Here is a 26991-nt window from a genome sequence, read left to right on the forward strand (position 1 = left end):
GCGTTTTCCCCGGCACGGCCCTTGATTGGGGGTTGTGTTCTCCGTTATAATTAACGGGTTATGAGGAAAGGAACGGGTGAATACGCAATGAATAAGATGGATGTAGCGATCCGGATTCAGACGACGATCCGGGACGGAAAGCAGCGCGAGCGTCATACGATGGACTGCGAGGGGGAGCTGATGTGGCGCGGGAGTCTTCTCGTTCTCCGCTTTCAGGAGCCGCACGAGGAGGAGACGGACCGGACGCACCAGACGATGCAGCTCCGGGACGGGCGCCTCTCCGTGCAGCGGAAGGGTGCTGTGGAGATGAATCAGCGCTTTGTGGAAGGTGTGAAAACGGAGGGGACGTTTACGAGTGCGGCCGGACCGATGCTTATGGAAACCGACACAGAGACCGTTGATTATACGTGGAATGAAGCGGAGCAGCAGGGGCGGATTAATCTTGTCTACGTGCTCCGCCTGGCCGGGCAGCAGACCGGCACATACAGTATGGTAGTGACATTTGAGGAGGGACGCCAGGGATGAGCCAGATGGAGGAACTGAAAGGAAAACTGAAGGAACAGCTGCACCAGGCAGTGGTAAGCGCCGGACTTGCGGATGCGTCCGAGATTCCGGAGATCGTTATTGAAACGCCGAAGGATAAAGCACACGGAGATTTTGCGACGAACCTTGCGATGCAGCTCGCACGTGTGGCGAAGAAGGCACCGCGCGCGATTGCGGAGGATATCGCCTCCCACGTTGACCGGAGCGAAGCAGGCATCCGCGAGCTCGATATCGCCGGACCCGGCTTTATTAACTTCTTTATGCAGACTGACTACCTCGGGGACATTATCCAGAGCGTGCTGACGCATCCGGAAGCGTTCGGCACCTCCGACATCGGCGGCGGTAAGAAAGTCCAGGTGGAGTTCGTTTCCGCGAACCCGACCGGCACACTCCACCTCGGCCACGCACGCGGCGCCGCTGTCGGCGACTCGCTCTGCAACCTGCTTGAAGCAGCCGGATACGACGTCGAGCGGGAATACTACATCAACGATGCCGGCAACCAGATCGACAACCTCGTCTACTCGCTGGAAGCGCGCTACCTGCAGGAAGTCGGCGAACCGGCCGAAATGCCGGAGGACGGCTACCAGGGGGAGGACATCATCGGTTTCGCGAAGGAAATCGTCGAGAACTACGGCGACCGCTTCAAAGACAGCGATGTGGAAAAACGACGCGCCTTTTTCCGGGAATACGGCTTGAAGCGCGAGCTCGACAAGCTGAAGGCGGATCTCGAGGAATTCCGTGTTTCCTTTGACCACTGGTTCTCTGAATCCTCCCTGTACGATGAAAACAAAATTCAGCCGGTACTCGATGATCTTGCCGCACGCGGCAAAACGTACGAGGCGGACGGCGCAACATGGTTCCGTTCGACGGAATACGGCGATGACAAAGACCGTGTCCTCATCAAAAACGACGGCACGTTCACGTACCTGACGCCGGATATCGCGTACCATAAAGACAAGCTGAACCGCGGCTTTGAAGAGCTCGTCAACATCTGGGGCGCCGACCACCACGGCTACATTCCGCGGATGCAGGCAGCGATTCAGGCGCTCGGCTACGAAAAAGAGCAGATGAGCGTACAGATCATCCAGATGGTCAACCTGTTTGAAAACGGGGAGAAAGTAAAGATGAGCAAGCGTACCGGAAACGCGGTGACGATGCGTGAGCTGATGGAAGAAGTCGGCATCGACGCGACGCGCTATTTCTTTGCGATGCGCGCAGCGGAGACGCACCTGGACTTTGACCTGACACTTGCCAAATCGGAATCGAATGAAAATCCGGTCTACTACGTGCAGTACGCACACGCACGCATCTGCAGCATGCTGCGCCAGGCAGACGAGAAAGGCTTCACGGTCAACCCGGATGCCGATCTGTCCGTACTGGAGAGTGAAAAAGATCTCGATCTGATGAAGAAAGTAGGCGAATTCCCGGAAGCAGTCGCAGACGCAGCTACACGCCGCGCCCCGCACCGGATTACGAACTACGTCTACGATCTCGCCCAGACACTGCACAGCTTCTACAATGCAGAAAAGGTCATCACCGACAACGAAGAACGGACACACGCACGGCTCGCCCTCGTCGAAGCCGTCCGCATCACCCTGAAAAAAGCCCTCGCCCTCGTAGGCGTAAACGCACCAGAAAAAATGTGACAAACCGCCGGGCGGTCTATGCCCGGCGGTTTTCGCATGAGCGGAGGCGGCCTGTGTCCTGAGCCGCCGGGCAGCGCTCTCCTGCCCTGCGGCGCGGCCGTCCGGAGCCATGCGTAAGAAAAGCGGGAACGGGCTGGAAGAAGAGAGAACCTGTCCGGGCGGTCTATGCCCGGCGGTTTTCGCATGAGCGGAGGCGGCCTGTGTCCTGAGCCGCCGGGCAGCGCTCTCCTGCCCTGCGGCGCGGCCGCCCGGAGCCATGCGTAGGAAAAGCGGGAACGAGCTGATAAAAAGCAAGAATCCGGACGGGCGACCGTCCGGCTGTCTGCAGTGTTTCACGTGAAACAGCTGTGATATGATGGAAGAAACTTCTTCTGGAGGGGGTCTCCGGCAGTGCGGATGACGATTAAGCAGATAGCAGAGCTTGCGGGTGTATCGAGGGCGACGGTATCGAAAATTATTAATGACTACGATGATATTAACGATAAGACGAAAGAGCGTGTCAAAAAGATTATGGAGGAGCATAATTACCGTCCTTCCTATTCGGCACAGACGCTTGCCCGAAAGAAAACGAACGTCGTCGGCGTCGTGTACGCCGGGGAAGTCAACGCCGATTTCAATCACCCGTTTTTCGTGGAGGTGCTGAGCGCATTCAAGCGGACGATCGGTACATACGGCTATGACATGCTTTTTTTCTCCAACGAAAAATTTCACACCGGCAGTGAAGATTTTCTCGCGCGCTGCCTTCATTACAACGTGGACGGCTGCGTCATCATTAACGGAGGCAATATCCAGTCCTCCGTATACGAGCTCGACCAGAGCGATATTCCGTGCGTCGGCCTCGATCTGGAGCTGACCGGTCCGAAATCCAGCTACGTCATGTCCGACAATGACCAGATGATGGGTCTCGTCGTCGACTATATCCAGCAGCAGGGATGGGAAAACGCCGCCTATGTCAGCGGCATGCAGACGTCCATCATCGCCACCATACGGGATCAGAGCTTTTATAAAGCAGCGGCGGATGCCGGGCTGACGCTGAAGAAAGAGTGGATCTTGGAAGGGAATTTCTCCGAACAGGGAGGCTTTGATGCCATGAAGCGGCTCGAAGCCGGAGGTCCGCTCCCGGACGTCGTTTTCGCTGCGGGGGATATGATGGCGTTCGGGGCTGTAAGGGCGTGGCAGGAGTCGGGACGCGGGTTCGATTCCATGGCGTTTATCGGGCTGGATGATATTTTTGCGTCGCGGTACCTCGGACTGACAACCGTCCGGCAGCAGCAGGAAAAGCTTGGGGAGAGTGCAGCCCACAGCCTCTTCGGCTGGATGGAAAACAACGTGGTGGACCGGGAAGTGCTCATTCCGGGGGAACTCGTCGTGCGCGCTTCGACGACAGCAAAAAGATAGAAGAAGGCAGCCCGTGTATCTGTCTTTTTGCATCGTTTTCTAAAAAAGCGAGTCTTTTTCGCCTATCCTGCGTCTACAGAAACAGAAAGGGGCGGTCGGGATGAGAAAAGAGAAGCGAAGCACGAAGTGGAAAGTCGGTGGTGCGGTAGGAGCTGCGGCTGTTATTTCCGCGCTGCTGATCTATGATGCAGGAAGTCCGCAGGAAGAGGCAGCGGATCCGGCCGGCGGCGAAAGCGGTGCGCAGGAAACGTCTGAGGAGGAAGCAGAAGCCGCGCATGCAGAAGAGGAGACGGAATCGGCAGAGCCACAGGAGGACACGGCGGAACCTTCTGGGCCGGATGAACCGCAGAAGGAGCCTGCGGAGTCCGAAGAGCCGGTCCGGGTGAAACCGACGTTTGAAAAGCTCGACTTTGAAGACAGCGGTGCGTCGTCATTTACCGTGGAATTCACGCAGCAGGAAAACAGCTGGCAGGAGACGTACGTGCCGTTTTCCCCGGAGCTGATTCCGGTGGAAGGCTATATCCCGGAAGGCTGGGAAGTGACCGAAATCGAAGAAGCGGAGGACGGGGTGCCCGACCGCGTGTCGATCGAAGGGACGCTGATGGTGGAGTATTTTGAGCCGGAGGCCACGGCGGAGGATGTGGAAGCGCACTTTGACCACTTGTTTGACGGCGGGTACATTTTCGAGGAGGAAATCACTACGTTGTCCGAGGATGAATTTCCCGAACTCGAGGGAGGGCTTCCCGAAGACTTCATCGAAACGGGCTATATCTTTGAAGTGGCCGGCGAATTCTATTTTGAGTTGTACTACGGTCAACTGAACGGCCGCTACTTATCTATTTTTAATCAGAATGCGCACTATGAAAGCGAATTGTGGGGGCACGGCGATGTCTTTTTAAACGTGCTGTCGCCGGCGGAATAATACGAAAAGGCTTCTCTTCGGAGGAGTCTTTTTCTATCTGAATTAAACAAAATTTCGAATCGAAACGAACTATTTTTCATGAAATACAAAAAAACACTAGATGTACGTACCTCTATCTGTTAGAATAAGTGAGGTTAGAAAAACTGACAAGGTGTATTTATAAAAAGGAAGGTGACCTACATGCAGGAAGTACTGCTTGCCCTGCTCGCAGGACTGATCGTTGGACTTGTTTTTGGTATCGTCAAACTGCCGATTCCGGCACCACCCGCACTTCCGGGAATTATGGGTATCTTTGGAATCTATTTCGGCTATAAACTATATGAATGGGCGTCCGTGACCTTTTTCGCGTAACCCTCCCCCTGACTGCTCATACAAAGCAGAAGGGGGCTTTTTTTGTGCCCTGCTGGAGACATCGGTATACTGAACACAGAAGGAGGAATCAGAAATGAACGTACATAAAATTGAAACAGAAGAAGAACTGGAGGCGGCGTTCCGCGTCCGCAGGGACGTTTTCATCACGGAGCAGCACGTACCGGAAGCAGATGAGTTTGATAAGTGGGACACGCTGACGTCCGGTGCTGTGCATATTCTGGCGGGAACGGCCGGGGAGCCGGCGGGAGCGGCACGGTTTCATATGAAAGGCAGTCAGGCCAAGCTCGAGCGGATCTGTGTCCAGAAAGCGTTCCGCGGCAGAAGGCTCGGCAGCCGGATTCTGGAAAAGCTCGAAGAAGAGGCAGTGCGCGCCGGTGCGTCGTCTTCCATTCTTCACGGCCAGACACATGCGGAGGCTTTTTACCACCGCCACGGGTACGTGACGACGTCCGAGCCGTTTGATGAGGACGGCATTGAGCACGTGCGCATGGAGAAAACACTCCGCTGATTGTGGACAGTTGTGCCTTTGTTGACAATGTTCAGAAAACAGCGTACGCTCAAAGATAAGGTCGGCTTTTTCAAAAGGAGCCAATTACCGGCCTGCTCACTGAAGCGGCTCTGACAACATGATACAGATGTGCACTGGAGGTGCCCTTTAAGAGGGCTGAGATCGAAGCGGATAACTTCGGGACTCCCAGAACCTGATCCAGTTGATACTGGCGGAGGGAAGTGACGGAACGAGAGGACCAGTACAGGCGCTTCCCTGCAGCAATGACAGGGGGCGTCTTTTTTTGCGTTCCGCCCTTTCTCACACAGAGTGGAGGAGTAATGATGGAACTACACGCAATCTCAACAGGAACGATGCCGCCGGCTCTCTGGTGGCAGGCCGCGCAGGCGGTGCAGTTCGCCGGTGCGGACGCGGTGCATCTCCGGGAGCCGGACTGGACAGCATCGGAAGCAGATGCCGTGATCCGCTCCTGGAGCGGTCCGGCCCGTCTCATCCTGAACACGAAAACGGCGTATACGGTCCGGCCGGAGGGAATTCATCTGCCGGAGCACGCCCCGCCGGAGACGGTGCCGCACAGCCGCTCGGTCCACAGCCCGGCAGCCGCGGAACAGGCCGTGTTAAACGGCGCAGAACGCCTGATTGCCGGACCGGTCTACCCTCCGCGTTCCAAGCCGGGGGCGGGCATCGGGATCGAGGCATTCTCCCGGATCGTCCGGAAAGTGAACGTACCGGTGATCGCTGTCGGCGGCATCAAACCGGAGCATATGGAAGAGCTGTATCAGGCAGGAGCCGCCGGAGCAGCCGTCATCACCGGCATGATGGGGGCGCCTGATCCGGAAAACAGCACACGGCAGTACCGAAAAGAGGTGGAACGATGTATGACCTTCTCGTCATCGGCGGCGGAATTCAAGGATTAAGTGCGGCCTGGCATGCAGCCCAATCCGGCGCGGATGTTCTCGTTGTCGAAAAAGGAACGGCGGCAGGCGGAGCGACAAAAGCAGCCGCAGGCATGCTCGGCGCACAGACGGAGCGTCATGCCGGTGAAGCGCTGCAGCGTGCGGCAGTAAGCGCGCGGGACTACTGGAAAACGTGGGCGGCGGAAATAGAACGGACGTCGGGGAAATCGACGGGGCTCCGTCTTCACGGAGCCTACCGGACCGCAAGCTCTCCGGAATGCATCCACGAGCTCCGTTCGGCAGCCGTGGAACAGAAAGCGCTCGGCCTGGAGGTACAGTCACGGTTTCCAGATGGCGCCGACGTGAAAGAAAGCGTCTTTTTCCCGCAGGAAGCGCAGGTGGATGCCATTCAGGCAGCGGCTGCCATTGCACAGGGGATCAAAAACGCCGGCGGAGAGATTCGAGAAAAGACAACCGTCCGCGCGGCGGTCTTATCGGGAGACGTCTGGCAGGTGGAGACAGAAAGCGGCATCTATCAGAGCCGGTACGTCCTTCAGGCGCCGGGCATTTCCGGAGCAGTGAAAGGGACCAGCCTTTCAGGAGCCGTGCTGGAACCTGTCAAGGGGGAGTGTCTCGCCGTCCGCCCTGCTGTACAGCCGTTTAAGGAAACGATCGTGGATGAACACATTTATCTTGTACCGAAAGCAGACGGCCGCATTATTATCGGCGCGACAGAAACGCCCGGGGACGAAACATTGGACGTGCATGCCGGCGCAGCAGCGCAGCTGCTTTCAAGGGCCGTTGCTCTGTACCCGGCTCTTGCCGACGCAGCGCTCATCCAGCACTGGGCCGGCGTCCGCCCGCGCAGACGAGGTGGACCGCCGCTCGTCGCGGAAACGAAGCCCGGCTTGTTTACGACGATCGGTCACTACCGGAACGGAATTTTATACGCCGGCTGGACCGGCAGGCTGCTTACCCGGTGGATGGACACCGGCAGCCGCCCGGAAGAGCTGGCGCCATTTTCACCGGAGGAGGTAACGAAATGACACTGACGATTAACGGCGAAGAGCGGACGATCGGCGGAGAAGGAATGAGTGCTGCAGATCTCGCCGCGCATTTAGGTCTTGAAGGCCGGATTGCCATGGAGCGCAACGGCATGATTTTAAAGCGGGACGAATGGGAAAACGAAACGTTGGAACAAGGCGATACAATTGAGATCGTTCAATTTGTAGGAGGAGGCTGAACAAATGAGTGTACTTCAGATCGGCGAAAAAACGCTGCAGTCCCGGCTGCTGCTTGGAACAGGAAAATACCGGACACCGGAGGAGCAGGTCGAAGCAGTGGAGGCTTCCGGTACGGGCGTGCTGACGTTTGCGGTGCGCCGCATTCCGCTCGATAATGCGCGTGAGGAAACGTTTCAGGGGCTTGACCTTGCACGCTACGAGATGCTTCCGAACACGGCCGGCGCGGACACGGCGGAGGAAGCACTCCGCACCGCACGGCTCGCGAGGGAAGCAGGGCTCTGCGACATGATTAAAGTCGAGGTGATCGGCTGCAGCGAAACGCTTCTTCCCGATCCGGTAGAGACGATCAAAGCGACGAGAATGCTCGTGGAGGACGGCTTCACGGTGCTGACGTATACGTCCGATGACGTCGTGCTCGCAAAACGCGTACAGGAGGCCGGATGCCACGCCGTCATGCCGGCCGCAGCACCAATTGGTTCCGGACTCGGCATCGTAAACCCGTACAACCTGAAGCAGATTATCGCGCAGGCACAGGTACCGGTCATCGTCGATGCGGGCATCGGCACGCCGTCGCACGCCGCGCAGGCGATGGAAATGGGCGCAGACGGGGTCCTCTTAAACTCCGCTGTAGCAGGCGCCGGTGATCCGGAGAAAATGGCGGAGGCGATGAAAGCAGCGGTGACGGCGGGAAGGCTCGCCTTTGAAAGCGGTCCGATCCCGCCGCGGGACACCGCTTTCGCCTCCAGCCCTCAGACAGGGGTGAGCCGGCCATCGTGATGAACCGGTATAACCGCCAGGAGCAGGTTCTCGGAAGCAGCGCACAGAAGCGGATCGAAGAAGCTGCCGTGCTGGTCGCAGGCGCCGGGGCGCTCGGCAGTGCTGCTGCAGAAACTCTCGTCCGCGCCGGTATCCGGAAACTGATCCTTATCGACCGCGACCATGTGGAGCTCTCCAATCTGCAGCGCCAGCAGCTGTACACGGAAGCCGACGCTGAAGCCGCGCTTCCGAAGGTGGAAGCAGCTGCCCGGCGGCTGTACGATATCCGCTCCGACGTGGAAATCGAGACGACGGTCGGGGAGCTCACGCCGTCGTTTCTGAAAGAGCACCGGGACATCGATCTGGCCGTCGACGCGTTCGATAACCGCGAAGCGCGGCGGCTGCTGAATGACGCAGCGCAGAAATACGGTTTTCCGTGGGTGTACGGCGCAGTCAGCGGCACGATCGGCATGGCCGCACCGATTCTTGCCGGCGGACAGCCGTGCTACCGCTGCCTGGAACAGGCCGTGCCCGGTCCGGAGGAGTCGTGTGATACGGCCGGCGTCGTTTCGCCTGCCGTTCAGTGGACGTCTGCGATCCAGACAGCCGCGGCCCTCCGGATACTCGGCGGCAGTGAAGACGTAACGCCGGTGCTGCAGTGGATGGATGTGTTCACCGGACGAACGAAAGCGATGGACCTGAAGCGGCTTGCAGCGGAAGACTGTCCGGCATGCGGCAGCAGACCGGACTATCCGGCTCTTCAGGAGAACATGCCGTCGGTACGCATGCTCTGCGGCCGGCGTACGGTACAGATCCAGCCGGACAGGCGCATCCCGTTTTCCCGGGTGAAGGGGAAAGGAATGGATATTCCGTGGAGGGAAAATGAGTTTGTGCTGCAGCTGTATCCGGAGGGATGCCGGATGGTGGTGTTCCGGGATGGACGTGTGCTGGTGCATGAGGCGCCGGATGAGTCGGAGGCGCTCCGGCTGTATGAGCAGTACGTCGGTCTGATGGTTTAGGGCGGTGTGAAAACGGCTATATCGTCTGGGAGGAAGCGCGGAAGGGAGATGGCAGAATGGAAGAGCATCAGAAGTGGATCGAGAAATGCATCCGCATGGCGGTGGATAATACGAAGCAGGGGCAGGACCCGTTTGCGGCGGTGGTCGTGAAGGACGGGGAGGAAGTGGCGTCCGGTGTGAATGACGGAAAAGCTGCATTTGACCCGACGGCGCACGGCGAAATCCGCGCGCTCCAGGCGGCCGGCCGTGCACTGGAAAGCCGGGACTTATCCGGCTGCGTGCTGTATACGAACTGCGAGCCGTGTCCGATGTGCTATGCCGCTATTTTCTGGAGCGGGATTACGGACGTGTACTACGGCCTGTCGGTCGCGGAGCAGAATGCGTTTGACGACAAGCCCCAGCAGCTGTACGACGAGCTCCGGAAAGACCCCGGAGAACGCAGCATTCAGCCGAAAGCAGTGGAGACAGCAATGGATCCCATGGCCCCGTTTGAATAACATGGAAGGAACCGTCCGGTGAGAGCCGGGCGGTTTTCTCTTTGTTAGAGGCCCGGGCGGTTTCGTTGCGGTCTTCGGCCCTCCTGTGGCGGTCCGGGGATGAACTGTGGCGATCTTCGGTTTTCGTATGGCGGTCTTCAGCCTGCGCGTGGCGATCCTCACATGGCATGGCGGTCTTCGCAGGTGCTGTGGCGGTCTGATGTGCGGGCGTTGCGATCTTCTGTGCTGCCATGGCGGTCCTGCTGGAATCCACCCCGGATCTGGTCAGAGGGGGCGGTGTCTGCCCGCGGGTATCAGTGGATTAGGCAGCAGCTGTTTGATGTCCTTCAGAAAACGCCGGACCAGAAATGGAGCTCTGCGGACCAGCATGGCTCGTTATCGGAACATCCCGGCCAGGATCGGCCTTCCCCGGACCAAGCGCGTCATAGCGGACCATCTTCAGCCGAAATCGGAACAGGTTTCACCTCTTACCGGCCTAGAAAACAATCCCGCCGGATCACCGGCCCCCGGCCCCCGCGGCGGCCCATCTGCTTTCCTCTGCTCCTGATCCCGGCTCTGGTCAGAGGACGGACAGCGCCCGCAGTCATCCGCACTGCAGAAGCACTTTCTCCCGGCGCCCGCACATGCTACACTGAACACGGAAAACGAAGGGGAGAGAAGCATGCAGATTCATGTACTGGCTGCGGTGTTTGCCGGCGGAGCGCTCGGCACACTGCTCCGCGTTGGGTTGAATACATTATTTATCGAAGCGTCGTTTCCGTACGCAACGATGACGGCGAACGTGACCGGAAGCTTTCTGCTCGGTGCGGTAACGGCTCTGGCGCTGACAAAAAACATCCCGCTCTGGCTGAAGGCCGGAGCGGGTGCCGGGTTCTGCGGCGGATTTACAACGATGGCAACGCTCGCGCTTGATACGGTGGTAACGTCCGGGTTGCACGGAGGAGCTGTGCTTCTGTATCTCGGCGGAAGTGCCGTCGGCGGTATTGCGGCCGCGGCGGCAGGCTTTTTTCTATGTTACCGGCGGGGAGGGAAAAGCGTATGATGATCCTTCTTCTCGCACTGGCCGGAGGGGCCGGGGCGCTCCTCCGCTACGTTCTCGGCATCGTTTTATCCGGCTGGACGAAAGACGCTGCTATTCCGGCACCGATGCTGATCGTGAATACGGCAGGCTCCTATGGCCTCGGCCTGTTCTGTGGCCTGTACCTTCAGATGGTGCCTGTGATACAGCCGGAGGATCCAGTCTACCTGATCGCAGGGGTCGGTTTCTTCGGTGCCTTTACGACGTTTTCCACGTTTTCCGTGGAAACATTCCAGCTGCTGCGGCAGAAATCGTGGATGCCGGCACTCTGGTACAGCACGCTTACGATTATCGGCGCCGTACTGGGCTTCCTGCTCGGATATGCGTCCGCTGCGTTTTAACACATCCAGACATGCAGAAAGGCTGCCGGAAGATTCCGGCAGCCTTCGTGCTGTAAAGTCATGGTGTGAAAGTCATGCTGTTAGTAAAGATATACCCTTTTACATTCATTGCAAACTTGTTTTACAGCCAGGATGAAAAAACCATGGCAATCCGTTCGCGGAGTTTATCGACCCATGTTCTTCCATTGAGATCTTCGAGTGTAATCGGCTCCCCGAACGTTTCAAAATCATCGACCATATACTCCGTGACGCGGGGCACCCATTCGCTGCTTTCGATCATCAAGTTCACTTCATGGTTCATATAGAAGCTTCTCATATCAAAATTGGCGGTGCCGATATCCACGACTTTTTCATCGATCATTATGACTTTAGCGTGGTAGAAGCCCTGATTGAACTGGCGGACTTCGACGCCTGCCTCCAGCAGCTCGCGGAGGTAGGAGAACGCTGCATCCTTCACCAGGATGTGGTCGGGGTACTTCGGAAAGAGAAGCCGGACGCGGACGCCGCGCTGAGCGAGACGGACGACTTCGTTGTGCATTTCACCGTCGGGAACGTAATACGGTGTACCGATAAACACCGAATGCTCCGCCCGCTGAAACAGGCTGCGGAAATGCTGAGGAAGATGCGCGCCGTCCGTGGAGAGAAGGTACATCGGCATCGGGTTTTCCGGTTCGTACTTCGGTTTCTGCAGCGAAATGGTTTCGCCGGTCGCCGTTTTCCAGTCCCGGGCAAACTGATGACCGAGCATCTGCACCGCCGGACCGCGGATGTGAAGATGGTAGTCGCGCCAGATACCGATTTCCGGATCGTCCCCGGCATATTCATCCCCGACGTTAAAGCCGCCCATGTAGGCGTGCTCACCGTCGATAACCGTCACTTTCCGGTGGTTACGCTCATTCAGCGAATAAAAGAAAAAGGGAAACGATGGCTTCTGGGAATAGGCAAATTCAACGCCGGCGTTTTTCAATTTTTTCTTCGTTTCGCCGCGGACCTCCGAGGCAATCCAGTCCACGAGAAGCCGGACGTGAACGCCTTCCTGCGCCTTCTGCGTCAATACCTGAATAATTTCCGAGCCGAGCCGGTCGTCGCGGAAAAAATACTTGTACATATAAATGTTGTGCTCTGCCCCGCGGAGCCGTTCCATCATGTGCTCATACAGCTTTGTCCCGTTACGGAAGAAAGCCGCTTCCCCGCTGGACGATTCCGGCGGCCGGAAATCACCTGACTGTTTCTCATGCTGTTTTCTGCCGAAGTACAGATCCAGTGATATCCAGGTAATGACAGCCGCAGCTGCCCAGCGTAAAGTGCTTTTCTTCATATATATAGTCCCCCTTTTCATTTTGCTCTACCCGAAACTTTCTTTATCATAACAGAAAACAAAAAAAAGAGAGAATTTTTATGAATGAATACTCATTCATTGTCATTTTATGCTATACTGAATCATATCAGCTGAAAAGAAATGAATTTATAGAAAGGGGCGTTATCCTCATGAATCCAATCGTAATTAACTGGATCATGTTCCTTCTTGTAACCGCTTACGCTGTTTTCCTGTTCGCCCGGCTCGTTCAGACGCGGATGGCGTACATCAAAATGGGCAAGAAACCGGAATTTATCCTGTCGATGAAAGAACGCCGGGATGCCATGATCACGATGGTATTCGGACAGAAAAAACTGCTGAAAGACAAAAAGAGCGGGATCATCCACGTGATGTTTTTCTACGGGTTTCTGCTCGTACAGTTCAGCGCCATTGATGTGATCTGGAAAGGACTGAATCCCGGGAGCCACCTGCCGCTCGGCCCGCTGTATCCGGTGTTTACATTTTTCCAGGAAATCGTCGTTGTCATGATTCTCGTGGCGGTTGTCTGGGCATTCCACCGCCGCTACGTGGAAAAGCTCGTCCGCTTAAAGCGCAACTTCAAAGCCGGACTCGTGCTGATTTTTATCGGCGGCCTCATGGTATCGAAGCTGATGGCCAAAGGGATGGAATTTATCTGGCTCGGGAAGGACTTAACGGCCGCGGAGCCGATCGCTTCGGGAATCGCAGCCGCGGCTTCTCCGATCGGTGCCACCGCAGCCGGTGCCGGATTCTTCGTTTTCTGGTGGGCGCACCTCCTGTTCCTGCTGACGTTTCTCGTCTACATTCCGCAGTCGAAGCACGCCCACCTTGTGGCAGGGCCTGCCAACGTCTGGCTGGGGCCGACGCATAAACGCGGCCAGCTCGAAGCCATCGATTTTGAAGATGAGGATGCAGAGAAGTTCGGTAAAAATGAGATTGAAGATTTTGATCAGAAGCAGCTTCTCGACCTGTATGCCTGTGTGGAATGCGGACGCTGTACGAATGTGTGTCCGGCGACCGGCACAGGAAAAATGCTGTCCCCGATGGATTTGATTCTAAAAATGAGGGACCATTTAACGGAAAAAGGCGCTGCGGTCACGTCCCAGTCTCCGTGGATGCCGGCGTACGCGTTTTCCCACACGGATGGCAATAAGCTTGCCGCAGGAAAAGAAACAAACATCAACCCGTATGACGTGAGCCTGATCGGCGACGTTATTACCGAAGAGGAGCTGTGGGGATGTACGACGTGCCGCAACTGTGAGGACCAGTGTCCGGTCATGAACGAGCACGTCGACAAAATCATCGACATGCGCCGCTACCTCGTACTCACCGAAGGAAAGATGGACCCGGATACCCAGCGGACAATCCAGAACATTGAAAAGCAGGGCAATCCATGGGGTATCAACCGCAAAGAGCGCGAGAACTGGAGAGAAGGACGGGACGATATCGATGTACCGACCGTGCGCGAAATGAAAAAGCGCGACGAGGAGTTCGAGTACCTCTTCTTCGTCGGATCGATGGGCTCCTATGACAACCGAAGCCAGAAAGTCGCTCAGTCGTTTGCGAAAATTATGAATGAAGCCGGCATTAAGTTCGCGATTCTCGGCAACAAAGAAAAGAACTCCGGGGATACGCCGCGCCGCATCGGCAACGAGTTCTTATTCCAGGAGCTTGCCGCGGCAAACATTCAGGAATTCGAGAAAAACGACATTAAAAAAATCGTCACGATCGACCCGCACACGTACAATACTTTCAAAAACGAGTATCCGGATTTTGGACTCGAGGCAGAAATCTACCATCACAGCGAGCTGTTATTCCAGTGGATCCAGGAAGGGCGTATCAAGCCGACGCACGAAGTAAACGAGCAGATCGTCTACCACGATTCCTGCTACCTCGGCCGCTACAACGATGTGTACGATCCGCCGCGTGAGATCCTGAAGTCCATTCCGGGGGTTGAGCTCGTCGAGATGGAGCGGAACAGAGAAAACGGCATGTGCTGCGGAGCCGGCGGCGGCATGATGTGGACCGAAGAAGATACCGGAACACGCGTCAACGTCGCCCGCACCGAGCAGGCACTTGCGACATCGTCCTCGATGATCGGCTCCGCCTGCCCGTACTGCCTCACGATGATGAGCGACGGAACGAAAGCGAAAGAAGTAGATGAAGACGTGAAAACGATGGACGTAGCCGAAATTCTGGAGCGCTCCCTCGTGAAAAAAGAAGAACCGGCAGCCGTCTGACCGGAAATCCCACGGGCCGTCTGCGGACCCCGTGGGATTTTTACTGCTTTTCCGGCATTGTCTGACCGGACGGCGAAGCGGACGTCGGCCCGTCCGTTATGAACGTCAAACCGCGGCTTGTGAACGTTTAACAGCGTGTTATGATACACCGTCTCCTGAGAAGCGGACGTTTTCCGGCGGGCGGGGAGCCAGTACGCTGATCCGGAGAGCTCGTTTTCTGTTCCGCTGAGGGGGAGAACCTGTTCCGATTTCGCGGAGAATTGGTCCGATAGGACGCAGATGGTCCGGCAGCAGCCGTTCCTGTTCCGATACGCTGCTGTCCTGTTCCGCTGATCCTTCTTTCTGGTCCGCGGGAGGGCCGCGATGGTCCGCTTTTTCAAAAGAACAGCGTCACTGCAGGAGCGGCCGGCCACCCTGTTCACCGGCGGACAGTCTTTCAAAGAACAGGGTGCCTTTTTCCGCTGAAATGATTTACAATAAAAGTATGTAAGCGCTTTATTAAGTGACGATAACCCCGGTGCAGCCAATCTGCCCGTTTTCGCAGTGAGAAAAAACTGAGCGAACGCTCGGTCATTTTATCAGGAGGGATGAACGATGACAGAAACAGTAATCGTAAGCGGCGCCCGCACGCCTGTCGGAAAGCTCGGAGGCGCGCTGTCTTCGTGGACAGCGGCCCAGCTCGGCGCCCACGCCGTGAAAGCAGCGCTCGCCAGAGGAAATACGCCCGCAGAGCAGGTGGAAAACGTCATTATGGGCTGCGTGCTCCAGGGAGGACAGGGGCAGCTGCCGTCGAGACAGGTAATGGAGAAAGCCGGTATTCCGTGGCAGACCGAAACGGAGACGATCAACAAAGTGTGCGCTTCCGGCATGAGAAGTGTCACGCTCGCCGACCTGATGATCCGCTCCGGAGATTACGACACGATCGTGGCCGGCGGCATGGAGTCGATGAGCCAGGCGCCGTTTTTCGTCAAAGGGGCACGCTTCGGCTTCAAAATGGGGGAGCAGAAATTCCACGACCTCATGGTGCACGACGGACTGACGTGTACATTCACCGGCGTCCATATGGGAAACTACGGTAACCAGACGGCACAGAAACATTCGATCAGCCGGGAAGCGCAGGACGAATGGGCGGTGAAAAGCCATACGCGTGCGCTTGAAGCGAGAGAGGCCGGCCGCACAGACGAAATCGAGCCGGTGGAAATTCCGCAGCGGAAAGGCGATCCGGTCCGCGTCACCGACGACGAAGCGCCGCGGGCAAATACGACCGTTGAAGGACTGCAGAAATTAAAGCCGGTGTTCGGCGCAGACGGAACGATTACCGCCGGAAACGCGCCGGGGGTCAACGACGGTGCCTGTGCCATGGTGCTGATGAGCCGGGAGAAAGCGGCCGCCGGAAGTCACGACGTCCTCGCCGTGTTAAAAGACAGCGCCCGCGTAGCAGTCGAACCGGAAAACTTCCCGGAAACCCCGGGACTCGTTATCAACAAGCTGCTGGAGAAAACGGGCCATTCGCTTGATGATATCGCCCTGTTTGAAGTGAATGAGGCGTTTGCCGCGGTGTCGCTTGCCAGCGGAAAAATTGCCGGGCTCGATGCAGAAAAAGTGAACGTCAACGGCGGTGCGGTTGCGATCGGCCACCCGATCGGCGCGAGCGGCGCCCGGATTATTCTCACACTCGCCTATGAACTCCGGCGCCGCGGCGGAGGGCTCGGTATCGCGGCCATCTGCAGCGGCGGCGGCCAGGGGGATGCCGTGTTAATCGACGTACCTGCACAGGAGGGATAAACGATGGAAATCAACCAGGTAATGGTCATCGGCGCCGGTCAGATGGGATCCGGAATCGCCCAGACTGCCGCATCTTCAGGTTTGGAAGTCCTGTTATACGATGTAGAAGAATCCCGCGCCGAAGCCGGCCGGGAGTCGATCGGGAAGCGCTTGAAAAAGCAGGTGGAAAAAGAACGCATGAACGACGCCGATAAAGAACGAATCATGCGGCGGCTCGCCGTGACGACGTCCATGGAAAAAGCGTCAGAGGCGGACGTTATTATCGAAGCCGCGGTGGAGAACATGGACGTGAAAAAAACGATCTTTGCCCAGCTCGATGCCTTTGCACCGGCGCACGCTGTGCTCGCAACAAACACATCGTCGCTTTCCATCACGGAAATTGCCGCGGAGACGAAGCGGCCGGACCGCGTCATCGGCATGCACTTTATGAATCCGGTGCCGGTCATGAAGCTCGTCGAAGTCATCCGCGGGCTGCAGACGTCCGACGCCACGCATCAGACGGTCACGGCACTTGCGGAATCGATGCAGAAAACGCCGGTGGAAGTGCAGGACTATCCCGGGTTTGTCTCCAACCGTATTTTGATGCCGATGATCAACGAGGCGGTCTACGCCGTCTACGAAGGCGTATCCACGCCGGAAGAGATCGACAGCGTCATGACGCTCGGCATGAATCATCCGATGGGCCCGCTCACACTCGCGGATTTCATCGGCCTGGATACGTGTCTTTACATTATGGAAACGCTGCAGGACGGCTTTTCCGATCCGAAATACCGTCCGTGCCCGCTTCTGAAAAACTATGTCCGCGCCGGCTGGCTCGGCCTGAAGTCCGGACGCGGTTTCTATCAGTATGAGGGAGGCTCCTCATGAACCTCACCTTTACCGACGAACAGCAGATGATGCAGCGGATGGTGCACCAGTTTGCTGAAGAGAAAGTGCAGCCGGAAACCGCGCGCATGGAAAGAGAGGACCGGTTTCCAGCCGAAATCGTCCGGGAGATGGGAGAGCTCGGCCTCATGGGCATCCCGATCCCGGAAAAATACGGCGGTGCCGGCATGGACGTCACGTCCTACATTCTCGCCATTCACGAAATCTCCCGCGTGAGCGCGGCCCTCGGCGTCATTTTATCCGTGCATACGTCCGTCGGCACGTACCCGATTCTCGACTTCGGCACCGACGCGCAGAAGGAGCACTATCTGCCGAAGCTCGCCTCCGGTGAATACCTCGGCGCCTTCGCTTTATCGGAATCCGGCGCCGGCAGTGACGCTGCGGCCATGAAAACGACAGCCGTAAAAAAGGGAGACAGCTACGTGCTGAATGGCTCGAAAATGTGGATCACGAACGGCGGCGCGGCGGATACATACATCGTTTTCGCCAAGACGGCGCCGGATAAAGGAAGCCGCGGCATCACCGCCTTTATCGTGGAAAAAGACATGCCCGGCTTCCACGTGCTGCCGCGCGAAAAAAAGATGGGGCTCCACGGCTCATACACGACGCCACTATCGTTTGAGGATCTGCACGTACCGGAAGCCAACCGTCTCGGGCAGGAAGGCGAAGGGTTCCGCATCGCCATGTCCAACCTCGATGCAGGAAGAATCGGCATCGCCGCCCAGGCGCTCGGCATTGCAGAAGGCGCGCTCGACGCCGCTGCGGCCTACGCCAAAGAAAGAAAGCAGTTCGGCCGGCCGATCGGGGACATGCAGGGCATCGCCTTCAAACTCGCCGACATGGCCGTGCGCGTCGAGGCGGCGAAACTCCTGACGTACCGGGCGGCGGATCTCCGCACACGCGGGGAAAAAGCTGGAAAGGAAGCCTCGATGGCCAAGCTGTTTGCCTCCGAAACGGCGATGAGCACCGCTATTGAAGCCGTCCAGATTTTCGGCGGCTACGGCTATACGGAAGACTATCCGGTGGAGCGGTTTTTCCGCGATGCCAAAGTGACGCAGATCTACGAAGGCACGAGCGAAATTCAGCGCATCGTACTGAGCAAACATATGCTGAAACACACATAGACCAAACAGAGGAAGGATGAGACATACATGCAGTTTCAACTGAGCGACGAACAGGAAATGATCCGGAAAATGGTACGCGATTTCTCCGAAAAAGAGGTGGCTCCGACGGCCGCGGAACGGGACGAAGAGGAGCGGTTTGACCGCGGTATCTTCGATCAAATGGCCGAACTCGGCCTCACCGGTATCCCGTGGCCGGAAGAATACGGCGGCATCGGCGCAGACTACTTAAGCTACGTCATCGCCGTCGAAGAACTCTCCCGCGTCTGTGCCTCGACCGGTGTCACGCTCTCCGCCCACATCTCGCTCTGTAGCTGGCCGATCTACACGTTCGGCACCGAAGAGCAGAAGCAGCAGTTTCTGCGTCCGCTCGCCGAAGGGGCGAAGCTCGGTGCCTACGCGCTGTCCGAGCCGGGATCCGGAAGCGACGCCGCCGGTATGAAAACGACGGCCGTAAAGGACGGTGACGATTACGTGCTCAACGGTTCGAAAGTATGGATAACCAATGGCGGCGAAGCCGATCTCTACATCGTTTTCGCCCTCACCGATCCGGAGAAAAAACATAAAGGGTGCACCGCCTTTATTCTCGAAAAAGGCATGGACGGTTTCACGATGGGCAAGAAGGAAAAGAAGCTCGGCATCCGTTCGTCCCCGACGCTTGAAATCATTATGGACAACGTCCGCGTGCCGAAAGAGAACCGCCTCGGGGAAGAGGGGGAGGGCTTTAAAATCGCCATGCAGACGCTCGACGGCGGCAGAAACGGCATCGCCGCCCAGGCCGTAGGCATCGCCCAGGGAGCGCTGGATGCGGCCGCCGGATACGCGAAGGAGCGCAAGCAGTTCGGTAAGCCGATCGGCCAGATGCAGGGCATCGCCTTTAAGCTTGCGGATATGGCCGTGAAGGTCGAAGCCTCAAGGCTGTTGACGTACCAGGCTGCGTGGTGCGAATCGGCAGGCGTGCCGTACGGAATGGCCTCCGCCATGTCGAAGCTGTTTGCCGGAGATTCCGCGATGGAAGTAACCGTCGAAGCGGTGCAGGTATTCGGCGGCTACGGCTATACGAAAGACTATCCTGTCGAGCGGTACATGCGCGACGCGAAAATTACGCAGATTTACGAAGGCACCAACGAAATTCAGCGCGTCGTCATTTCCAAAATGCTGCTTCAGGAGTAGCGTTGTGAAGAAAAAAGTTGATGTGGAAAAGCTGCTGGCAGGCGATGAGCGGATGCTCGGACGTGCGATTTCTCTCGTGGAAAACGACGAAGAAGGGACGCGGGAGCTGATGAAAGCCGTCCACCCGCACACCGGACGCGCGCAGATCATCGGCATCACCGGTTCCCCCGGCGCCGGCAAAAGCTCGCTCGTCAGCCGGCTGATCCATGAATTCCGTCAGGACGGAAAAACGACGGCAGTCTGCGCCGTCGATCCGACGAGTCCGTTTTCCGGCGGCGCGCTCCTCGGCGACCGCATCCGCATGCAGGACCACGACAGCGACCCGGGAGTATTCATCAGAAGCAGCGGCACCCGTGGAAGTCTCGGCGGTCTGTCCGAATCGTGCCAGGACATCGTCCGGCTCATGGATGCCGCCGGGTTTGACCGGATTCTCATTGAAACGGTCGGCGTCGGACAGGCGGAGCTGGATATTATGAAAACGGCCGACACGGTCGTTCTCGTCCTGTATCCGTCCGGCGGCGACATTATTCAGGCGTTCAAAGCAGGCATCATGGAAATCGCCGACCTGTTTGTCATTAACAAAGCCGACCTTCCGGGAGTGGGGAAACTCCGCTCGGAGCTTGAAGATCTGCTTCATATCAGCAGTTCCCCGGAGTGGCGCCGCATTGTAGAAACGTCCGTGCCTGAAAACCGCGGCATGAAAGAACTGATGGAAGCAGTCGATGCCCACCAGCTTATGCTCCGGGAAACCGGCGCACTCGACGAACGCCGCAGCCGGCAGCACGAAGGAGAAGTACGCCGCCGTCTGTACGAACAGTTCCGCCGGGAAGCAGAGCCGTTCGTCACCGAAACAGCCGCCCGGGAAAGCGACCCGTATACCGCCGCCCACGCGGCGCTCACTGCCTGGCTTGAATCGAAAGGAGGCCGATTGTAGTGCCGTCCCGAAAAGATATTCCGTCCATTGTGAAAAACCAACGGCTCGTCGACCAGCGCCGGCAGCAGATTATCCGCGCGGCGGTCCGCGCCTTTCATGAAAAAGGCTACCACCGCACAACGACAAGAGAAGTTGCTGCCGCTGCCGGATTCAGCATCGGCACGCTGTATGAATACATCGGTTCGAAAGAAGACATCCTATTCCTCGTCTGTGACGCCGTCTACGATGACGTCACCGCGCGCTGGAAAGAGCTGCAGCAGTCGGACGGCACCGGACTGGAGCGGCTCCGGCAGGTGATGGAAGCCTATTTCCGGAGTGTCGATGACCTGCAGGACGCTGTGCTCGTCATGTACCAGGAAACGAAATCCCTCTCCGGCGACGCGCTCGCCTATGTTTTGGAAAAAGAAACCCGCATGCAGCAGGTGTTCCAGCAGGAGCTCGCGGAGGCGGAAAAACTGGGCGTCATTCACCTGAGTGAAGAAGCCCGCCCCCTCTTCGCCCACCAGATTCTCGTCGCCGGCCAGATGTGGACGTTCCGGCGCTGGGCGCTCTCGAAACATTATTCCATCGACACCTACATCCGCCTGCAGATCGACCAGCTGTTCTACGGCCTGCGCGTGCAGGATGAACGAAAGGAGACGTGTGGATCATGACACAGACACCCGTACGTTTTGTCACCGCTTCAAGCCTCTTTGACGGCCATGATGCCTCGATCAACATCATGCGCCGCATGCTTCAGGCAGCCGGTGCCGAAGTTATTCACTTAGGCCATAACCGCTCCGTCGAAGAAGTCGTCCGCGCCGCCATTCAGGAAGATGTCCAGGGTATCGCCATCTCCTCCTACCAGGGCGGCCACATCGATTACTTCACGTACCTTTATGACGAATTAAAACGCCTCGGCGCCGGCCACATCCGCATCTACGGCGGCGGAGGCGGCGTCATCATCCCGTCCGAAATCAACCAGCTCCACGACTACGGCATCGCCCGCATCTTCTCTCCCGACGACGGACGCACTCTCGGCCTGCAGGGCATGATCGACCTCATGATCGACGAATGCAGAGACGCCGTCCGCCCTGTCACGGAGCTGAGCCGGGACGCGCTCAAAGATAAAGACAGCATCGTCCTCTCCCGCGCCGTTACCGCAGCGGAAAAACAGGCATTCGACCAGCCGCTGACCGACAGCGAACACGAATTCCTGAACAGCCTGTCCGGGGAAAACGACGTTCCCATCGTCGGCATTACCGGTACCGGCGGCGCCGGGAAAAGCTCTTTAACCGATGAGCTGATCCTCCGTTTTTTACGGACGTTTCCGGAGAAGCGGGCCGCCGTTCTCTCCGTCGATCCGACGAAGAAAAAAACCGGCGGTGCCCTTCTCGGAGACCGCATCCGCATGAATGCGATCCACCACGACAACATTTACATGCGTTCCATGGCAACGAGGGACAGCCGGCAGGAGCTGTCGAAAGCCGTCCGGACGACGCTTCCGGTAGTAAAAGAAGCGGGATTTGATCTCATCATTGTTGAAACGAGCGGCATCGGGCAGGGCGACGCGGCAGTGACGGACGTCGCTGACATTTCCATGTACGTCATGACGAGCGAGTTCGGCGCGCCGTCCCAGCTCGAGAAAATCGACATGATCGACTTTGCCGATATTATCGCCATCAACAAGTTCGACCGGCGCGGCTCGGAGGATGCGCGGCGGGAAGTGCGCCGCCAGTACCAGCGCAGCCACCTCCGCTTTGACGAATCACCGGAGGACATGCCGGTGTTCGGCACCGTCGCAAGCCAGTTCAACGACACCGGGACGACGCGTCTGTTTTACGAGCTGACCGTGCTTCTGACACGGTTCGACCCGGCGTTTCAAACCGACATTGGGAAAGATGCCGAATTGAAGCCGGGCCGCGCCGTGATTCCGCCAGAGCAGGTCCATTACCTGCGCGATATTGCCGAATCGGTGCGCGGCTACCATGCGACGACTGCGGAGGAAGCAGACAAAGCGCGGAAGCTGTTCCAGGCCGAAGGCGTACTCGAGCAGCTGGAGGAGGCGCCATCTTCTGTGACGGAGCTGAAAGACACACTCGAAGAAAATCTCCGGGAGGAAACGAAAACCCAGCTTGCCTCCTGGGAGCCATTGAAGGAAGCCTACGCGCAGGAGACGTTTACGTCCGTCATCCGCGGAAAGGAACTGCATACCGAAGCGCATACGTATTCGCTTTCCGGTCTGCGGATTCCGAAAGTGTCCCTGCCGAAGTTTCACGACTATGGAGAGATTATCCGCTTTCTGCGGAGCGAAAACGTTCCGGGCGCCTTTCCGTACACGGCGGGCGTGTTCCCGTTCAAGCGGAAAGGGGAGGACCCGAAGCGGCAGTTTGCCGGCGAGGGGAGCCCGGCCCGTACGAATCGTCGTTTTCATTATCTGTCGGACGGGGAGGATGCCAAGCGGCTCAGTACGGCATTCGATTCGGTGACGCTCTACGGGGAGGACCCGGGGGAGCGGCCGGATATTTACGGAAAGGTCGGAGAGAGCGGCGTGAGCATCTGCACGCTTGAGGATATGAAACAGCTGTATGCCGGATTCGATCTGACGGCGCCGTCGACGTCGGTGTCGATGACGATCAACGGACCGGCGCCGATTATTCTGGCGATGTTTATGAATACGGCGGTCGATCAGCAGCTGGAGCGGTTTGAGGAGGAGCACGGACGCGCACCGGATGCGGATGAGGCCGCACGCATCCGGAAGGAGACGCTCCACGTTGTGCGCGGCACGGTGCAGGCGGATATTTTAAAAGAGGATCAGGGGCAGAACACGTGCATTTTCTCGACGGAGTTCGCCCTCCGCATGATGGGTGATATTCAGCAGTATTTCATCGACCACCAGGTGCGCAACTATTATTCGGTGTCGATCAGCGGCTACCATATCGCCGAAGCCGGCGCCAATCCGATCAGCCAGCTGGCGTTTACGCTCGCGAACGGATTTACGTACGTCGAGTATTACTTGAGCCGCGGCATGGACGTGAATAAGTTTGCGCCGAACCTGTCGTTCTTTTTCTCAAACGGCCTCGACCCGGAGTACAGCGTCATCGGCCGTGTGGCGCGGCGCATCTGGGCGGTGGCCATGCGGGAGAAGTACGGCGCCGATGCGCGCAGTCAAAAGCTGAAGTACCACATTCAGACGTCCGGCCGCTCACTGCACGCGCAGGAGGTCGATTTCAACGATATCCGCACGACGCTTCAGGCGCTTATGGCCATCTACGACAACTGCAACTCGCTTCATACGAATGCCTACGATGAAGCGGTGACGACGCCGACCGAGGAGAGCGTGCGCCGGGCGATGGCGATTCAGCTCATCATTACGAAGGAGATGGGACTTGCGAAAAACGAAAATCCGCAGCAGGGAGCCTACATTATCGAAGAGCTCACCGATCTCGTCGAAGAAGCGGTGCTTCTGGAGATGGACCGCATGAGCGACCGCGGTGGTGTGCTCGGCGCGATGGAGACGCAGTACCAGCGCGGCCGGATTCAGGAAGAGTCGCTCCTCTATGAGACCAAAAAACACAACGGCGAACTGCCGGTCATCGGGGTGAACACGTATTTAAACCCGAACCCGCCGAAAGCCGAGTCGTTTTCCATGGAGCTTGCCCGGGCGTCCAAAGAGGAGAAGGAAGATCAGATCCAGCGGCTGCGCACGTTTCAGAAGGCGAACGCATCGAAAACAGACGAGGCGCTCCGCAGGCTGAAAGAAACGGCACTCGACGGAGGGAATCTATTCGCAGAGCTGATGGAGACGGTCCGTTATGCGAGCCTCGGCCAGATCACGCATGCGCTCTATGGCGTGGGTGGACGCTACCGCCGGAACATTTAACGGCCATTCTGCTGAAAAAAATGCCTGTTCCGCTGGAAAAACACCTTCCCGTATGTTTATAATGGAAGGTATGATTTAGAAGCGGATAGTGCCGATTTGTGCACTGGACGATACAGGATGAGAAAGGGTGTGCCTACCGATGGGTCTTAAGGATTACACGCAGGAACAGCTGAAGGAAATTTCCATGATCGATGTGACGTTTGAGCTGTTAACAGAGCATAACGAACCGGAGGATTACTCGGTTTTAATCAACCGCGTTGCTGAAATTCAGGAGCTCTCCGACGAACGGAAAAAAGAGCGGATTTCGCACTTGTACACGCAGATGTCGCTCGACGGCCGCTTTGTCAACTTAGGCGACAACCGCTGGGCGCTCCGTTCCTGGTACCCGTTTGAGCAGACAGAGGAAGAGCTGTCCCAGACGATGCCGAAGCGGAGAAAAGCGGCGAAGGAAGAAGCGGAAGCAGAAGGCTTCGATGATGAGCTCGAAGAAACGGACGAGTTCGAAGATATTGAAGATGAGCTCGATGAACTCGCCAATGAAGAAGATACCGACTTTGAAGATCTCGACGAAGAGGACTTCGGAGCGGACGGCGAAGAAGAAAAAGAAGACGACGAGGATGAGGAAGCAGAAGAAGAGGAAGAAGAGAAATAGCACGCATCCGGATACAGAATCGTGCTTGACTTTTCGATGCCGCCTCGCTAGAATCATGTTTGGGCTCCCTAAAAACGGAGCGTATCTGTACGTTCAGCGCCCCCTCTATGGAGGGGAGCGCTTTTTTTATTTTGCAGCAGCATTTTTCCGCCCCATGATCGATAAACGAGGAGTGAACAGCATGACAAAGTATATTTTCGTCACCGGCGGGGTTGTATCCTCGCTCGGCAAAGGAATCACTGCCGCTTCCCTCGGCAGACTCCTGAAAAACCGCGGCCTGACCGTCACCATCCAGAAGTTCGACCCGTACATCAACGTCGACCCGGGTACGATGAGCCCATACCAGCACGGGGAAGTGTTCGTCACCGATGACGGCGCCGAAACAGACCTGGACCTCGGGCACTACGAGCGGTTCATCGACATCAATCTCGGCAAATTCAGCAACGTTACGACGGGGAAAGTGTATTCCTCTGTTCTGAAAAAAGAGCGCCGCGGCGACTACCTCGGCGGCACGGTGCAGGTGATCCCGCACATTACGAATGAAATTAAACAGCGTATAGAACAGGCCGCCTCCCACGGAAATCCGGACGTTGTCATCACCGAAATCGGCGGTACGGTCGGCGACATTGAGAGTCTGCCGTTTTTAGAGGCGATCCGCCAGGTGAAAAGCGACCTCGGCGCAGAAAACGTGCTCTACATTCACTGCACGCTCATTCCGTACCTGAGCGCAGCCGGTGAAATGAAATCCAAACCGACGCAGCACAGCGTGAAGGAGCTCCGCAGTCTCGGCATTCAGCCGAACGTTATCGTCGTACGTACCGAGCGTCCGGTGCCGGAAGAGATGAAAGACAAAATCGCGCTCTTCTGTGATATCGATAAGCGCGCCGTCATCGAAGCACGGGATGCCGATACGCTGTACCAGGTGCCGCTCGATCTGCAGAAGCAGCACCTCGATCAGTTCGTCTGCGACCACCTGAAGCTGAATGTGCCGGAACCGGACATGAGCGAATGGCTGGAGCTCGTCGACCGTGTGCAGAACTTATCGAAAAAGATTACGATCGCACTCGTCGGAAAATACGTCGAGCTGCCTGATGCGTATCTATCCGTCGCCGAAGCGCTGAAGCACGCCGGTTTCGCCTTCGATGCCGACGTAGATATCAAATGGGTGAACTCTGAAGATGTGACGTACGCAAACGTTGCGGAAATGACAGAAGGCGCCGATGGGATTCTCGTGCCGGGCGGTTTCGGTGACCGCGGCATTGAAGGAAAGATTGCGGCGATCAACTACGCCCGCCAGCAGAACGTGCCGTTTCTCGGTATCTGCCTCGGCATGCAGCTGGCGTCCGTCGAGTTTGCGAGAAACGTGCTCGGCTACTCGGATGCGCATTCGTCGGAACTGAATCCGGAAACGACGCATCCGGTCATCGACCTGCTTCCGGAACAGAAGGATGTGGAAGATCTCGGCGGTACGCTCCGCCTCGGTCTGTACCCGTGCCGTCTGAAGCCGGATACGAAAGCGTATGAAGCGTACGGCGAGCCGGTGATCTACGAGCGCCACCGCCACCGCTACGAGTTCAACAACAAGTACCGCGAAGAAATGGAAGCAGCCGGCTTTACGTTCTCCGGACTGAGCCCGGACGGCCGCCTCGTCGAGATCATCGAGCTGACCGATCATCCGTACTTCGTGGCGTCCCAGTTCCACCCGGAATTCGTCTCCCGGCCGACACGGCCGCAGCCGCTCTTCCGTGAATTTATCCGTGCCGCCCAGGCGTAACCAGCACGG

Annotated in this window: 25 protein-coding genes and 1 riboswitch; of the genes, 24 read left to right on the forward strand and 1 reads right to left on the reverse strand. The window is 57.4% G+C overall.

Going from position 1 to position 26991, the window contains the following annotated elements:
- Positions 1 to 87 precede the first annotated feature (87 nt).
- The 14 genes from C6I21_RS07385 (at position 88) to crcB (ending at position 11220) form a co-directional block, all read left to right on the forward strand.
- Positions 88 to 525 (forward strand): YwiB family protein, encoded by a 438-nt coding sequence (locus tag C6I21_RS07385; RefSeq protein WP_181186154.1) that lies wholly within the window; start codon positions 88 to 90, stop codon positions 523 to 525.
- Entirely contained in the window at positions 522 to 2189 is a 1668-nt protein-coding gene (gene argS / locus C6I21_RS07390; RefSeq protein ID WP_105958817.1) for an arginine--tRNA ligase, read from the forward strand. The genes C6I21_RS07385 and argS overlap by 4 nt, the downstream gene beginning before the upstream one ends.
- 396 nt (positions 2190 to 2585) lie before the next feature.
- On the forward strand, positions 2586 to 3587 hold the full coding sequence (locus C6I21_RS07395; RefSeq protein ID WP_245411566.1) for a LacI family DNA-binding transcriptional regulator: 1002 nt from the start codon (positions 2586 to 2588) through the stop codon (positions 3585 to 3587).
- Between the two features lie 100 nt (positions 3588 to 3687).
- Positions 3688 to 4509 (forward strand): hypothetical protein, encoded by an 822-nt coding sequence (locus C6I21_RS07400; protein WP_105958819.1) that lies wholly within the window; start codon positions 3688 to 3690, stop codon positions 4507 to 4509.
- A gap of 180 nt (positions 4510 to 4689) precedes the next feature.
- Positions 4690 to 4860, forward strand: a complete 171-nt coding sequence (locus C6I21_RS07405) for a XapX domain-containing protein (protein WP_105958820.1) — start codon at positions 4690 to 4692, stop codon at positions 4858 to 4860.
- 94 nt (positions 4861 to 4954) lie between these two features.
- The gene (locus tag C6I21_RS07410) at positions 4955 to 5389 is read left to right on the forward strand and encodes a GNAT family N-acetyltransferase (RefSeq protein ID WP_105958821.1); all 435 of its coding nucleotides are present in this window, start codon (positions 4955 to 4957) and stop codon (positions 5387 to 5389) included.
- A 126-nt stretch (positions 5390 to 5515) separates the two neighbouring features.
- A riboswitch (TPP riboswitch) is annotated at positions 5516 to 5626 on the forward strand.
- A gap of 83 nt (positions 5627 to 5709) precedes the next feature.
- Positions 5710 to 6306, forward strand: coding sequence for a thiamine phosphate synthase (locus tag C6I21_RS07415; RefSeq protein WP_181186155.1), 597 nt, complete (start codon positions 5710 to 5712; stop codon positions 6304 to 6306).
- Positions 6264 to 7331 carry an NAD(P)/FAD-dependent oxidoreductase gene (locus C6I21_RS07420; RefSeq protein ID WP_105958823.1) on the forward strand — a complete coding sequence of 356 codons (1068 nt, stop codon included), beginning with the start codon at positions 6264 to 6266 and terminating at the stop codon, positions 7329 to 7331. The genes C6I21_RS07415 and C6I21_RS07420 overlap by 43 nt, the downstream gene beginning before the upstream one ends.
- Entirely contained in the window at positions 7328 to 7528 is a 201-nt protein-coding gene (thiS, locus tag C6I21_RS07425; protein ID WP_105958824.1) for a sulfur carrier protein ThiS, read from the forward strand. Before C6I21_RS07420 ends, thiS begins: the two co-directional genes overlap by 4 nt.
- A 4-nt stretch (positions 7529 to 7532) precedes the next feature.
- Complete coding sequence (locus C6I21_RS07430) at positions 7533 to 8306, forward strand: thiazole synthase (RefSeq protein WP_105958825.1); 774 nt, start codon at positions 7533 to 7535, stop codon at positions 8304 to 8306.
- Positions 8306 to 9304 carry a ThiF family adenylyltransferase gene (locus C6I21_RS07435; RefSeq protein WP_245411572.1) on the forward strand — a complete coding sequence of 333 codons (999 nt, stop codon included), beginning with the start codon at positions 8306 to 8308 and terminating at the stop codon, positions 9302 to 9304. Before C6I21_RS07430 ends, C6I21_RS07435 begins: the two co-directional genes overlap by 1 nt.
- Before the next feature lie 56 nt (positions 9305 to 9360).
- Positions 9361 to 9801, forward strand: coding sequence for a nucleoside deaminase (locus C6I21_RS07440; RefSeq protein ID WP_105958827.1), 441 nt, complete (start codon positions 9361 to 9363; stop codon positions 9799 to 9801).
- 661 nt (positions 9802 to 10462) lie between these two features.
- Positions 10463 to 10843 (forward strand): CrcB family protein, encoded by a 381-nt coding sequence (locus C6I21_RS07445; protein WP_105958828.1) that lies wholly within the window; start codon positions 10463 to 10465, stop codon positions 10841 to 10843.
- Positions 10840 to 11220, forward strand: a complete 381-nt coding sequence (gene crcB, locus C6I21_RS07450; RefSeq protein ID WP_181186156.1) for a fluoride efflux transporter CrcB — start codon at positions 10840 to 10842, stop codon at positions 11218 to 11220. Before C6I21_RS07445 ends, crcB begins: the two co-directional genes overlap by 4 nt.
- A gap of 121 nt (positions 11221 to 11341) precedes the next feature.
- Here the strand turns inward: crcB and cls are convergent, their stop codons facing one another.
- Positions 11342 to 12538: a cardiolipin synthase gene (cls, locus tag C6I21_RS07455; RefSeq protein ID WP_181186157.1), complete on the reverse strand. Its 1197-nt coding sequence runs from the start codon at positions 12536 to 12538 to the stop codon at positions 11342 to 11344.
- Between the two features lie 170 nt (positions 12539 to 12708).
- Between cls and C6I21_RS07460 the strand changes: the two genes are divergently transcribed.
- From C6I21_RS07460 to C6I21_RS07505, 10 genes are all read left to right on the forward strand, one after another.
- Entirely contained in the window at positions 12709 to 14796 is a 2088-nt protein-coding gene (locus tag C6I21_RS07460) for a (Fe-S)-binding protein (RefSeq protein WP_105958977.1), read from the forward strand.
- A 594-nt stretch (positions 14797 to 15390) separates the two neighbouring features.
- Positions 15391 to 16581 carry an acetyl-CoA C-acetyltransferase gene (locus tag C6I21_RS07465; protein ID WP_105958831.1) on the forward strand — a complete coding sequence of 397 codons (1191 nt, stop codon included), beginning with the start codon at positions 15391 to 15393 and terminating at the stop codon, positions 16579 to 16581.
- 3 nt (positions 16582 to 16584) lie between these two features.
- A complete protein-coding gene (locus tag C6I21_RS07470) occupies positions 16585 to 17448 on the forward strand; it encodes a 3-hydroxybutyryl-CoA dehydrogenase (protein ID WP_105958832.1) in 864 nt (287 codons plus the stop codon).
- Positions 17445 to 18590, forward strand: a complete 1146-nt coding sequence (locus C6I21_RS07475) for an acyl-CoA dehydrogenase (protein WP_105958833.1) — start codon at positions 17445 to 17447, stop codon at positions 18588 to 18590. Before C6I21_RS07470 ends, C6I21_RS07475 begins: the two co-directional genes overlap by 4 nt.
- A 27-nt stretch (positions 18591 to 18617) precedes the next feature.
- Positions 18618 to 19760 carry an acyl-CoA dehydrogenase gene (locus C6I21_RS07480; RefSeq protein WP_105958834.1) on the forward strand — a complete coding sequence of 381 codons (1143 nt, stop codon included), beginning with the start codon at positions 18618 to 18620 and terminating at the stop codon, positions 19758 to 19760.
- Positions 19761 to 19764: 4 nt separating this feature from the next.
- Complete coding sequence (meaB, locus tag C6I21_RS07485; protein WP_245411567.1) at positions 19765 to 20694, forward strand: methylmalonyl Co-A mutase-associated GTPase MeaB; 930 nt, start codon at positions 19765 to 19767, stop codon at positions 20692 to 20694.
- A complete protein-coding gene (locus C6I21_RS07490; RefSeq protein WP_105958835.1) occupies positions 20694 to 21347 on the forward strand; it encodes a TetR/AcrR family transcriptional regulator in 654 nt (217 codons plus the stop codon). The genes meaB and C6I21_RS07490 overlap by 1 nt, the downstream gene beginning before the upstream one ends.
- Positions 21344 to 24556: a fused isobutyryl-CoA mutase/GTPase IcmF gene (gene icmF / locus C6I21_RS07495; RefSeq protein ID WP_105958836.1), complete on the forward strand. Its 3213-nt coding sequence runs from the start codon at positions 21344 to 21346 to the stop codon at positions 24554 to 24556. Before C6I21_RS07490 ends, icmF begins: the two co-directional genes overlap by 4 nt.
- Before the next feature lie 139 nt (positions 24557 to 24695).
- Entirely contained in the window at positions 24696 to 25208 is a 513-nt protein-coding gene (rpoE, locus tag C6I21_RS07500) for a DNA-directed RNA polymerase subunit delta (RefSeq protein WP_105958837.1), read from the forward strand.
- Between the two features lie 181 nt (positions 25209 to 25389).
- Positions 25390 to 26982, forward strand: coding sequence for a CTP synthase (locus tag C6I21_RS07505; RefSeq protein WP_105958838.1), 1593 nt, complete (start codon positions 25390 to 25392; stop codon positions 26980 to 26982).
- Positions 26983 to 26991 lie beyond the last annotated feature (9 nt).

Origin of the sequence: Alkalicoccus urumqiensis, assembly GCF_002993335.1 — a bacterium.
Classification (GTDB): domain Bacteria; phylum Bacillota; class Bacilli; order Bacillales; family Salisediminibacteriaceae; genus Alkalicoccus; species Alkalicoccus urumqiensis.